The following is a 12,292-nucleotide window of genomic DNA, read 5'->3' on the forward strand; positions in this document are numbered from 1 at the left end:
ATTGCGAACAAGGGCGCGCGCCAGGCGGGCCCGATAATTTATGCAGCTAGCACCTGGGAGCCGTGGTCATGTCCCACGGCAATGCCCAGCAGGCTCAGGATTTCACGCTTCTCGCCGGCAAGCTCAGCCAGGTCGTGGGTCTTGGCGCGATGGGCGAGATTGAACTCGCGCAACACGCGCGCCGGGCGCGGCGAGAAAACGACGATGCGGTCGGCCAGGAACAGCGCTTCATCGACATCATGCGTGACCAGCAGCACGGTCGGCTTTTCTTCGCGGATCAACTGGCGCAGCACATCCTGCAGGCTGAGGCGGGTCAGCGCGTCCAGCGCACCGAAAGGTTCATCCATCAGCAAGGTCTGCGGCTGGGCGATAAAGGCGCGGGCCAGCGCGGCGCGCTGACGCATGCCGCCGGAGACTTGATGGGGATAGTAGTGCTCGAAACCGGTGAGCCCGACGCGAGCCAGCCAGGCGTGCGCGCCGTCGCGCGCCTGGCGCTTGGGTGTTTTCTGGAACTCCAGGGCCAAGGCGACATTGTCGAGCAGCGTCAGCCAGGGATAGAGGGCGTGCTCCTGGAAGACCAGCGTGCGGCTGGGGTGCGGGCCGCCGACGGGCTGCCCATCGGCCAGGACCCGTCCTTGCGTGGCGGTCTCCAGACCGGCGGCCAGATGCAGCAAGGTGGACTTGCCGCAGCCGGAGGGCCCCACCAGAGCGACCAGTTCCCCGGTCTTGAATTCGCTGCTGAAGCCATCGACGACGTGAAGGTCGCCGTATTGCTTGTGAACGTGGTCGAAAGTCAGATTCATGAGCGTCTCAGCCGCCGGACGGCGGGTTGCTTCACAATCTAACAATTAGCCATATGATCTCAAACTATATTTATCGAATGTTTTAAGCACTAAAAGTTATATAAAAAAAGGCTGCCCCCTCGGCAGCCTTTTGACTCGCGCGCTCCTGGTGCGGCAGCGCAGCCGTTTACCCTCAGGCCTCGATACCGCGCGACGCCAAATAGTCTTCGTAGCCGCCACGATAATCGACGATCTCGCCCGAAGGCAGGATTTCGATGATGCGAGTGGCCAGACCGGAGACGAATTCGCGGTCGTGCGAGACAAAGATCAGGGTGCCCTGGAACTTCTCGAGCGCGAATTGCAGCGACTCGATCGATTCCATATCCAGGTGGTTGGTCGGTTCGTCGAGCAACAGCACGTTGTGCCGGCCCAGCATCAGCCGACCGAAGGTCATGCGGTTTTTCTCGCCGCCGGACAAGACCTTGGGTGCCTTGGGCAGATCATCGCTGGAGAACAGCAACCGGCCCAGCGCCGAACGGATGGCCTGATCGTCGTCGCCGGGTTGGCGGTAGTCGGACATCCAATCGAACAGGTTGATGTCGGTCTGTTGAAATTGATCGGAGACGTCCTGCGCCATATAGCCCATGTCGGCGTTTTCCGACCACTTGACCGAGCCGGAATCCGGCGCCAGATCCGTGGCCAGCAAACGCAGCAGCGTGGTTTTACCGACGCCGTTGGCGCCGATGATGGCGATTTTTTCACCGGCTTCGACCATGGCCGAGAAGTCACGGATGACCGGCGCGTCGTAGCTCTTGGACAGGTGTTCGATCGTCACCGCCTGGCGGTGCATGACCTTGTTCTGCTCGAAACGGATATACGGGTTCTGGCGCGACGAGGGCTTGACCTCAACCTGATCGGCCTTGATGCGGTCGATCTGTTTCAGGCGCGAGGTGGCCTGGCGCGACTTGGACTTATTGGCCGCGAAGCGGCGTACAAAATCCTGCAATTCGGTGATGCGCTCTTTGGCCTTGGCATTGTTGGCCGTCAGGCGCTCACGCGCCTGCGTCGAGGCCAACATGTAGTCGTCGTAATTGCCCGGGTAGATGCGGATATCACCGTAGTCCACGTCCGCCATGTGCGTGCACACCTGGTTCAGGAAGTGCCGATCATGGCTGATGATGATCATGGTGCTCTGGTAGCTATTGAGCACATTTTCCAGCCAACGGATGGTGTTGATATCCAGGTTGTTGGTCGGTTCGTCGAGCAGCAGGACGTCAGGATTGGAAAACAGCGCCTGCGCCAGCAGGACGCGCAGCTTCCAGCCCGGTGCGACTTCGCGCATCTGCAGGTTGTGCTGATCGACCGCGATTTCCAGGCCCAGCAACAACTCGCCGGCACGCGCCTCGGCCGTGTAGCCATCGTACTCGGCGAACTTGGCCTCCAGGTCGGCCGCGCGCATGTAGTCGTCTTCCGTGGCGTCGGCATTGGCGTAGATGGCATCGCGCTCGGACATGGCGGCCCACATCTCGGTGTGGCCCATCATGACGACATCCAGCACCCGCATGTTTTCGAAGGCGAACTGATCCTGGCGCAGTTTGCCCAGGCGCACGCCCGGCTCAAGCGAGACATTACCGGCGGAGGACTCGAGGTCTCCGCCAATGATCTTCATGAAGGTGGACTTGCCCGAGCCGTTGGCCCCAATGAGGCCATAACGATTGCCCTCGCCGAACTTGACGCTGACGTTCTCGAAAAGCGGCTTGGGACCAAACTGGATGGTGAGATTGGCGGTAGAGATCACGGTGTCTGAATATGCTGATACTGGCCGCAAGCGCCCGACGGTACCGGCGCCTAGCTGCGCGCCGGGTAGGTGTGTGCGCCCGATAAGATCGGCGGCAAAAGGCCGCGAGCCGGCCCGGCATGCAAAGCGAAGCGCAAAAGCCCCAAGCTCGTTGCCGGTGGAGTAAACCTGACAGTGTACCAAGCCCGGCCGATTTTCGCCCTGATCTGCCCTGGCGAGGGGGCAACAGGGCGATCGGCCTGGCCGGCGCGGATCAGTGGTGGTGCTCGTCGATCACCAGATGCGCCAGGCCGCGTTCGGTGGCGATGCCGACCTTCTGCCCGATGGGCAGTGTGGCCTTGAGATTGCCATGGCCATAAGGCAGCCCCGTGATCACCGGCACCTTGACCTCGCGGCGCAGCCACTTGATCACTTCGGGCAGGTCGTAGCCCTGATCGTGCTCGGCCAGCTTGTACTCGGTAAAAGTGCCCAGCACGATGGCCTTCTGCTTTTGCAACACCCCCGCCTGGGCCAGCTGCGCCAGCATGCGCTCGATGCGGTAGGGATGTTCGGAAACGTCTTCAATAAACAGGATGCCGCCGCGTACTTTGGGGAAATAGGGGGTGCCCAACAAGGACACCAGGGTGGCCAGGTTGCCACCCCACAGCACGCCACGGGCATCGACCGCATCGGCATCGGAGGTCTCGAAGCTGAGAATCTCCAGCTCGCCACGCATGATTTCGCCGAACAAGGCCCGCGTCAATTCGTCGGTGCGCTTGCCGCCAAAGTCGCGCACGGCCGTCGCGCCCGTGTAGCTGATGGCCCCGGTCTGCGCCAGCAGGGCCAGGTTGAAAGCCGTGAAATCGCTCATCCCGACAAAGCGCTTGCCACTGTCGGCCATGGCTTTCCAGTCGATATGCGGCAGCAGGCGCGACAGGCCATAGCCGCCGCGCGTGGCCATGACGATGGGCTGCTTCTGCGCTGCGGCGCGCGCCAGACCCGCGAGACGCTGCTTGTCGGTGCCGGCAAAGCGTTGATGCGTGGCCAGCGCGGCGCGATCGACTACGGTCTTGAAGCCTTCGGCGGCCAGACGCTCGCGCGCCAGCTCCACGGTCTGCGGATCGCGCACCGCCGAGGAGGGCGAGATCAGATAGATGCCGCTGGAGCGTGCCGGTTGGTGCGCGCAGGACGGCCCGCAGGCATGGTCGTGGGCGTGCTCGTGGGCGTGACCTTCGGGGTGGCCAGGGCGGGTGTTGGAGGGTTTCTTCATGCGGATTTTTCCTTGAGACGGCGTTCACGAAAGAACGTGCGCAGCAGGTCTGCGCAAGGCGGTGCAAGCACGCCTCCGGTTACCGTGGTGTGATGGTTGAGCTGCGCGACCGCGCCCACGTCGAGCACGCTGCCGCAGGCGCCGGTCTTGGGGTCTTGCGCGCCATACACCACGCGGGCGAGCCGCGCGTGCAACATGGCGCCAATACACATGACACAGGGTTCGAGCGTGACATAGAGCGTCAGGCCAGGCAGGCGGTAATTACCCAGATGCGCGCCGGCGGCGCGCAAGGCGACGACTTCGGCGTGCGCGGTGGGATCGGCGTCCATGATGGTGCGGTTATAGCCCGTGCCGATGACCTCGCCCGCGCCATTGACCACAACCGCCCCGACCGGCACCTCGCCTGCCGCATAGGCCAGGCGGGCCTGATCCAGCGCCTGCTGCATAAAGACTTCGTCGGCGAACGCCGTCATGCCGTCAACCACCGTAGGCCCGTGATTTCAGCGAGACGCTGCCCGCCAGGCCGGTGAGCGCGGCTTCGAGCAATTGATACAGCTCGGCTTCCTCGTCGTAGCGGGCGAAGTTGAGGTTGGACACCCTGCCCTGCTCCACAAAGCCCCAGGCACGGCTGCGTTTGTCGCGATGGTTGGGATCCCAGACGCCGAAGGCATAGCCGCCAGCGCGCCGGATAAGAGAAAAGCACGGGATGTCGGTATAGCCGTCGCCGACGAACACCATCTGATCCAGTGGCACCCGCAGGCGGTCCTGCGGTACCTTGCGGTTGACCTCGAAGGGCCGATTACGGTACTCCGGCCCGACCAGTCCCTTCTGGATATGAAAAAGATAGCGTGTCTTGTCGGTGAAGCTGACGATACGGCGCGGGAAACTGATGCCGCCCGCATCGTCGTAGATGAATTCCGATGCCCAGATGTCGGTGAACTCGCCCGCGATCGGCGTGGCACGCACGATATCGCCGATACCGCTGGAGATGAGGTAGAACTCGAGCTGGATACGCGGATGGGCGCTGCGCACGGCTTGGCGCAGGCGTTCAAACAGCGTGGACACCCCTTTGTGCAGCGGCAGGCGCGCGCCCCATTGCTGCAGGCGCTCGCGCGTGATGGCCCCATGCTCCCCTTGGCGGGAGAGTTCGATCATCCGATAGAGATAGGCGGGCACCGGGTCCCAATCCGCTTGCGAGAGCAGCGGATCGACTGAGTCTTTCCAGAAGGCGGCGGTATCGACGCCGATGCTTTCCAGGAAACCGGTCGTGCTGTCCGGCGCCAGCGTGTCGTCGAAGTCGAATACCAGGGCGATGACGTCGGACATTCGGGGTAGCTCAAGTGAGAGAGCCCCCATTTTGCCTGAATGCGGCCCGAAACGCTGCGGGACGGCCCTGGCCGTCCCGCATTTTGCGTCAGCGCATCGGCACGACGGCCGGCTGCAGACCCGAGGGGGTACCGGCAGGCGGCAAGTTGCTTTGGGTGGTCGATCCGGGGGTGCCCGCGGGCACCGGGATGACGGTTTCGCGCAGCACGCCGCCGCCCGCCACGCTGCCGCGCGTGGTGGTATTGGCCGGATCCGTCATCTGCGTGATGCAGTCCTGGCGCTGCTGCGCGGGCAAGGAGTCACAGCGGCGCGTCCGGTTCTGCTCGTGGCTGGTCGAGCCCGTGCTCAGCCGATTGCGCTTGGCCTCGTCACGCGCGGCGCCCGCTTCACGCAGGCAGGTCTTGCGGTCTTCGGCGCTTTGGCCGGCGTTGCAGCGGGCCACTTCGCGCTTATAAACGGCATCGGGCGTATTGGCCTCGGCGGCCTGCGCAGGGCTGACGGCCCACAGCGCCGCGGTCAGCGCGAGCAGCGAGCCGGCGGCCATATGCTGAGACACACGGCGAAGGGTTTGAGCTTGTTTCATCGTCTTCTCCTGTTTGGGTTCTAGGCCGGGGATGCGCCCCGGCGGACCAAAGCTGACAGCTGTAACACCTCTACCTTACGCAAATCCGGCCCGTCGAGCTTGCGCGAAATGTTACAGACCTGTCCAAGCGTAATGCCGCTCAGGGCTCGCTGCTGGCGCTCGTGCGCGGCACGTTGGGCCCGACTTCGGCATCGCGGTTGCGATAGACCGCCGCGCGCATCAGCATCATGCCGGTGACCGGCGAGGTGAGCACGAGCAGGATGATGATGACCACCTCATGGAACACCGGGCGCGATGCCAGGTAAGAAAACACCAGGATGGAAGACAGCAGCACGCTGCAGGCACCCAGCGTGTTGGCCAGCGTGGGCGCGTGGATGCGCGCGTAGAAATGCCCGAAGCGCAGCAGACCCACGGCGCCGGTCAGCGCCAGCAGGCCGCCTGCGATCAGCAGCAGGCTGGCCGGCACGGCGATCCACCACGGAATATCGCCGCCTATCATGGTTCGATGACCTCCCCGCGCAGCAGGAATTTCGCCATGGCCGTCGAGCCGACGAAGCCGAAGAGCGCGATGAGCAGCGCAATATCGAAATAGACGCCCGTGCCTTCGCGAATGCCGAAGACCAGCATGATGAGCATGCCCTGAATGTAGACCGCATCCAGCCCCAGCACCCGGTCCTGGGCGGTCGGGCCGCGCAGAATGCGGATCACGGCGCAGCCCAGGCCCACCGCGAAGCAGGTCAAGGCGAAGGAAGCCGATAAATAAAGAATCAGGCCCATTATTCGAATACCTCCATCAATGTGCGCTCGTAGCGTCCCTTGACCAGGGCCACCCATTCTTCCTCGTTTTGCAAGTCCAGCACGTGCAGCGTCAGCTCATTGTCGTCGGAGATCTCCACCACGACCGTGCCCGGCGTATAGGTGAGGATGCAGACGAGCATGGCCAGGCCGTGCGGGTCGCGCATGGACAAAGGAATGCGCATGAAACCGGGCGACATATTGGAATGGGGCCGCCAGATGAGCTGCGTCACTGCCCAGTTCGAGCGGATGATATCCAGCAGCACACGACAGAACAGCCCGGGCAGGAGGTAGAAGCGGCGGGGCCGCGCTTGCAGCGGACGCAGCCGCGTCGACGCCCACCCCAGCCACAACGCCAGCGCCGCGCCCAGCGCCGCCTGCCCCCAGGACAGGGACTCGTTGAGCACCAGCCAGAGCAGGAAAATACCCAGCGGCAGCAACGATTTACCGATGATGTCGCGCATCTCAGTGGTCCTCCCCGATCACGCGCACGGGCTGCTTGGACAGGACGGCGTCAATATAGGCCGCCGGCGTGTCCAGCGATTGCGCGGCGGCATCAAGATAGGCCGACACCGGGCCGGCGCCCGCGGTCAGGGCCACGCACAAGAGGATGAGCACCGCCACGGGCCCGGCCTCTATGACCCGCAAACGCGGCGTGGTGCGCTCCTCTCCGCTCCAGAACACGCGGATCCCGGTACGGCCCAGCGCCATCAGACCGGCCAGGCCGGACAGCAGCACCCCGGCCACCAGCAGCCAGGCGTCCAGCGGCGGCGCCGACGTGTTGGCGGCCGACACCGCCGAGGACAGCAGCGAAAACTTGGCCACGAAGCCCGACAGCGGCGGCAGGCCGGTAACCAGCAGCGCGCAGGCCGTGAACGCCAGCCCCAGGAACGCCATGGCGGCCGGAATCGCCACCCCGACCACATCGTCCGAACGATTCGGCGCGGCCGGATCGTCGAGGTCGAAGCTGTCCATGGTGACGGCCAGCACGTTCGCGCCAAAGCTGCGGGTCCGTTCGATGAGTTCAATGAGCAGAAAGAAGGCGCCGGTGGCCAGCACCGAACTGATCAGGTAGAACAGCGCCGGCCCTGTCAGGGTGACGCCGGGCATGCCCAGGGCGGTGAGCAGCGTGCCGGCCGACAGAATCACGCAATAGCCGGCGATCTTCTCCATTTGCTGCGAGGCCATGATGCCGATGCCGCCAAAGCACAAGGTGGCCAGCCCGACGGCGAACATCCAGTCCAGGCTGAAGGCCGAGGGCGCCCCCGTGGGCAGCAGCAAAGAGCCGATGCGCAACAGCGAATAGATGCCCACCTTGGTCATGATGGAGAACATGGCGGCCACCGGCGCGCAGGCGGACCCGTAGCCGCTGACCAGCCAGAAGTTCAGGGGCCACGCCCCCGCCTTGACCAGAAAGGCCACGCCGAGGATCGCCGCTCCCGCCTCGAACAGACTGCGATCGGCACCGGCCAGCGTGCCGGCGCGCACAGCCAGATCGGCCATATTGAGCGTACCGGTCACGCCATAGATGAGCGCGATGCTGATGAGCAGCAGAAACGACGCCACCAGATTGACCGCGATGTACTGCAGCCCGGCCTTGACCCGCGTGGCGCCCGAGCCGTGCAGCAGCAGCCCGTACGAGGCGGCCAGCAGGACTTCGAAGAACACGAACAGGTTGAACAGATCGCCCGTCAGAAAGGCACCGTTCAGGCCCATGAGCAGAAACTGGAACAAAGAGTGGAAATGCACCCCTGCACGGTCCCAGCGCGCCAGCGAATAGATGAGCGTGGCCAGACCCAGCGTGGCCGTGAGCGTGAGCATGACGGCCGACAGGCGGTCGACCACCAGGACAATGCCAAACGGCGCCGGCCAATCGCCGGGCAGATACACCCCGATGCCATTGGGCCAGATATCGTGGGCGCCCGAAGCCAGAAACAGCAAGGCGATGGCGCTGGCTAATTGCAGCAGGGTCGATACCACCGCGATGAAGGCGCGCTCGCGGCGGCGGGTGTCGGCCAGCAGCAGCATGAGGGCGCCCGCCAGCAGCGGCACCACGATGGGGTAGATGGGAAGATGTTGCTGCCAATCGATCAAGATTCAGGCTCCCGGCCGTCAACGTGGTCGGTGCCCGTCAGCCCGCGCGAGGCCAGCAGCACCACAAGAAACAAGGCCGTCGTCGCAAAGCCGATGACGATGGCGGTCAGGACCAGCGCCTGCGGCAGCGGGTCCGCGTAGACGCTGGGGTCGGGCGGCACCAGCGGATCGACCACCGGCGGCCGTCCCACTGTCAGCCGGCCCATGCCGAAGATGAACAGGTTGACGGCGTAGGAGATGAGCGACAGGCCCATGATGACCTGGAAGGTCCGCGGCCGCAGCAGCAGCCACACGCCCGAACCCACCAGCACGCCAATCGCGATTGCGTAGATCCATTCCATATCAGGCTCCCTTGATCACGGTGACGGCTTCGGCTTCGGCTTCGGCCTCGGCATCGGCTTCTGCCTGCGCCTGCGCTTCCGCGGCGAGCTTGCGCTGCGCCCGCAAGGATTGGTGAGCCAGCGCCACCAGCACGAGGACGGTGGCCCCAACCACCAGCATGTACACGCCGAGGTCGAACAACAGCACGCTCGACAGATGGATCTTGCCGATGAGCGGCACGTGGATGTCCCAGGCCAGCGCCGACAGGAAGGGCCGCAGCGCCAGCCAGGCCGACATCGCGGCAGCGCCGGCGGCCAGCAAGCCCAGCCCGACCCAGTGCTGCGGATTGAGCCGGCTGCGCGACTCCACCCAGTACACGCCGCCCACCATGTATTGCAGAATGACCGAGGTCGCCATGACCAGGCCGCCTACAAAGCCGCCGCCAGGCAGATTGTGGCCGCGCAGCAGGAGGTAGACCGAAACCAGTACGGCGATGGGAAGCAACAGCCGCACCAGCACCGCCGGAATCCGCATCGCCCCTTGCGGCAAGGGTGACTTGACATCGGGGCTAGGCGGCACCACGCCCGTGGTCAGGCCATCCTGCTCGCGTTGCTGGCGCGGCATCTCGATGCTTTCCTGAGCTGGGCGGAAACGGCGCAGCAAGGCGTACACCGTCAGGGCGACGATGCCGAGCACCGTGATTTCGCCCAGGGTATCGAAACCGCGGAAGTCCACCAGGATCACGTTGACGACGTTCGTGCCGCCCCCTTCGGGCAGCGCTTCTTCGACAAAGAAGGAGGAAATGGTTTCGCCCAGCGGACGCGTCAGCATGGCATAGGCGATGGCGCTCATGGAGATCCCGGCCAGCGCGGCCAGCCCCAGGTCACGCGCACGGCGCAGCCGGGCTTTCACGTCCGGCCGCACATCCTCGCCCTCTCCCACGATGCGCCGCGGCAGCCAGCGCAGCCCCAGCAGCAGCAGCACCACCGTGACGACCTCGACCGCCAGTTGCGTCAGGGCCAGGTCGGGGGCGGAAAACCACACGAATGTCAGGCAGGTCACCAGCCCGGCGCCGCCGGACAGCGTCAGCGAGGCCAGGCGGTGATACTTGGCCTGGTAGGCCGCGCCCAACGCGCAGGCGCCGCCGGCCAGCCAAAGCAGCAGGAAGGTAGGATCGGCGGGTGTGCGCGGCCCCTGCCCATCGAGCCAGGACGTCAGGCGCAGCGGCAGCCAGGCCACCAGCAGCGTGACGATGATGATGATCAGCATCTGCACCTGCAGGCGCGGCGAAGAGATGCGCCGCAGCACCCAGCGCGCCACGACCGCGCAGCCCTCGAACAGGTACTCGAAAGTGCGCCGTCCATCGAGGCGGTAGATGAAGGGCACGCGTCCCGGGTGCGCTGCCTGCTGGGCGCGCAGGCCGAGGTAAAGCAGCACGCCGGCGGTCATGGCCACCAGGCTCATGACCAGTGGCAGATTGAAACCGTGCCAGACCGCCAGACTGAACTCGGGCATATCGGGCCCCAGGATGCTGTGCGCGGCGATATCGAGCACCGGCCCGACCGTCAGGCCCGGCGCGACCCCGATCACCAGACAGAGCAGCACCAGCAAGGCGCTGGGCAGCAGCATCCAGCGCGGCGGTTCATGCGGCGCGCGCGGCAGATCGGTGGCCGGCGGGCCGAAAAAGACCTGCAAAATGAAGCGCAGCGAGTAGGTCACGCTGAAAGCGCCGGCAATGGTGGCCATCAGCGGCAGGCCGTATTCCAGGAAGCGATCGCCGGTGATGAAGGTCGTTTCGGCGAAGAACATTTCCTTGGACAGAAAGCCGTTGAGCAAGGGCACGCCCGCCATGGAGGCGGCCGCGACCATGGCCATGGTCGCCGTCAAAGGCATGGCGGAATACAGGCCGCTCAGGCGGCTGATGTCGCGGGTGCCGGTTTCGTGATCGACGATGCCCGCGGCCATAAAGAGCGACGCTTTGAAGATGGCATGGTTGACCATATGGAACACCGCCGCCACCAGCGCCAGCGGGCTGTTCAGGCCGAGCAGCAAGGTGATCAGGCCCAGATGGCTGATCGTGGAATAGGCCAGCACCCCTTTCATGTCTTGCTGGAAGATGGCCGCATAGGCGCCCAGCACCAGCGTACACAGCCCGGCACCGCCGATGAGCCAGAACCACTCATCGGTGCCCGCCAGCAAAGGCCAGAACCGCGCCAGCAGAAAGACCCCGGCCTTGACCATGGTTGCCGAGTGCAGATAGGCCGACACCGGGGTGGGCGCGGCCATGGCGTTGGGCAGCCAGAATTGAAACGGAAACTGCGCGCTTTTGGTCAGCGCGCCCAGCGCCACCAGCGCCAGGGCGGCCGGATACCAGGGATCGGCGCGCACCAGGTCTCCCGAGCGCAGCACCACGTCCATGTCGTAACTGCCCACGATATGCCCGAGCAGCAGCACCCCGCCCAGCAAACAGAGCCCGCCCGCGCCGGTGACCGTCAGCGCCATGCGCGCGCCGCGCCGGGCATCGGCGCGATGATGCCAATAGGCAATCAGCATGAAGGACGCCAGGCTGGTCATTTCCCAGAACATGACCAATTGGATGAGGTTGCCCGACAGCACCACGCCCAGCATGGCGGCCATGAAAGCCTGGAAAAACGAGAAAAACCGCGGCACCGGGTCTTTCGGGGACATGTAGTAGCGCGCGTAAAGCACCACCAGCGTGGCCATGCCCGACACAATGAAGGAGAACAGCCAGGCGTAGCCGTCCATGCGCAAGGCAAACTGCAGCCCCAATGCCGGCGCCCAGGGTATCTGGACCCGTATCACCTCGCCTGCCGCGATCTGAGGATACAGGCTGGCCACCAGCACGGTGGTCGCCAGCGCGACCAGCCCGGCCAGCCAGGCTTCCGCATTGCGGGCGTTGGCCGGCAACAGGGCGGCGCACAAGCTGCCAGCAAACGGCAGAGCGAGAATGAGTATTAGCGACATGGCGCTCCGGGAGAGGTCCGGCCCGTCTCTTGCCATGAGCGCAAGACGAGCTTGAAGCCTGATAGGCGATCGGAATACGCCCTGACCGATCCATACTACCGCTCGCCGTCGTCCTGAGCAGACAACATATCCCACCACTGCGGCGAGCGCACTGGGGTCATTACGGAAGGGGGTTCTGGCAAAACGGCCAGGAGACTCAGACGAAAAATATCAGATTCTTGTAAGTTACGCACCAATAACAGCGTTTACCACGATGATCATTGCACAATAATCGTGCAATCGCCGTATTTTGTTGCGTCGCAACATATGCCTTGTGCGGGTAAATCCGGCTATCTCCTGGCGCGCTTTTTGTGTGGAAT

General features: G+C 64.4%; 12 protein-coding genes. All 12 read right to left on the minus strand.

The window, feature by feature from the left end; genetic code table 11:
* Window positions 1-38 precede the first annotated feature (38 nt).
* A complete protein-coding gene (locus CAL22_RS11360; RefSeq protein ID WP_094813172.1) occupies window positions 39-803 on the minus strand; it encodes an ABC transporter ATP-binding protein in 765 nt (254 codons plus the stop codon).
* A 172-nt stretch (window positions 804-975) separates the two neighbouring features.
* Entirely contained in the window at window positions 976-2,580 is a 1,605-nt protein-coding gene (locus tag CAL22_RS11365; RefSeq protein ID WP_167383598.1) for an ABC-F family ATPase, read from the minus strand.
* A 253-nt stretch (window positions 2,581-2,833) separates the two neighbouring features.
* Window positions 2,834-3,829: an LD-carboxypeptidase gene (locus tag CAL22_RS11370; protein WP_094813176.1), complete on the minus strand. Its 996-nt coding sequence runs from the start codon at window positions 3,827-3,829 to the stop codon at window positions 2,834-2,836.
* Entirely contained in the window at window positions 3,826-4,302 is a 477-nt protein-coding gene (gene tadA / locus CAL22_RS11375) for a tRNA adenosine(34) deaminase TadA (protein ID WP_094813178.1), read from the minus strand. The genes CAL22_RS11370 and tadA overlap by 4 nt, the downstream gene beginning before the upstream one ends.
* A gap of 4 nt (window positions 4,303-4,306) precedes the next feature.
* The gene (locus tag CAL22_RS11380; RefSeq protein ID WP_094813180.1) at window positions 4,307-5,155 is read right to left on the minus strand and encodes a haloacid dehalogenase-like hydrolase; all 849 of its coding nucleotides are present in this window, start codon (window positions 5,153-5,155) and stop codon (window positions 4,307-4,309) included.
* A gap of 88 nt (window positions 5,156-5,243) precedes the next feature.
* Window positions 5,244-5,738, minus strand: coding sequence for a hypothetical protein (locus CAL22_RS11385; protein ID WP_094813182.1), 495 nt, complete (start codon window positions 5,736-5,738; stop codon window positions 5,244-5,246).
* A gap of 139 nt (window positions 5,739-5,877) precedes the next feature.
* Window positions 5,878-6,237 carry a monovalent cation/H(+) antiporter subunit G gene (gene mnhG, locus CAL22_RS11390; protein WP_094813184.1) on the minus strand — a complete coding sequence of 120 codons (360 nt, stop codon included), beginning with the start codon at window positions 6,235-6,237 and terminating at the stop codon, window positions 5,878-5,880.
* On the minus strand, window positions 6,234-6,515 hold the full coding sequence (locus tag CAL22_RS11395; protein ID WP_167383599.1) for a K+/H+ antiporter subunit F: 282 nt from the start codon (window positions 6,513-6,515) through the stop codon (window positions 6,234-6,236). The genes mnhG and CAL22_RS11395 overlap by 4 nt, the downstream gene beginning before the upstream one ends.
* Window positions 6,515-6,997, minus strand: a complete 483-nt coding sequence (locus CAL22_RS11400; protein ID WP_094813186.1) for a Na+/H+ antiporter subunit E — start codon at window positions 6,995-6,997, stop codon at window positions 6,515-6,517. Before CAL22_RS11400 ends, CAL22_RS11395 begins: the two co-directional genes overlap by 1 nt.
* 1 nt (window position 6,998) lies before the next feature.
* Window positions 6,999-8,627 carry a monovalent cation/H+ antiporter subunit D gene (locus CAL22_RS11405; protein ID WP_094813188.1) on the minus strand — a complete coding sequence of 543 codons (1,629 nt, stop codon included), beginning with the start codon at window positions 8,625-8,627 and terminating at the stop codon, window positions 6,999-7,001.
* Entirely contained in the window at window positions 8,624-8,968 is a 345-nt protein-coding gene (locus CAL22_RS11410) for a Na+/H+ antiporter subunit C (RefSeq protein ID WP_005014186.1), read from the minus strand. Before CAL22_RS11410 ends, CAL22_RS11405 begins: the two co-directional genes overlap by 4 nt.
* A gap of 1 nt (window position 8,969) precedes the next feature.
* Window positions 8,970-11,933, minus strand: coding sequence for a monovalent cation/H+ antiporter subunit A (locus CAL22_RS11415; RefSeq protein WP_094813190.1), 2,964 nt, complete (start codon window positions 11,931-11,933; stop codon window positions 8,970-8,972).
* Window positions 11,934-12,292 lie beyond the last annotated feature (359 nt).

Source organism: Bordetella genomosp. 12 (assembly GCF_002261355.1).
Lineage (GTDB): Bacteria > Pseudomonadota > Gammaproteobacteria > Burkholderiales > Burkholderiaceae_B > Bordetella.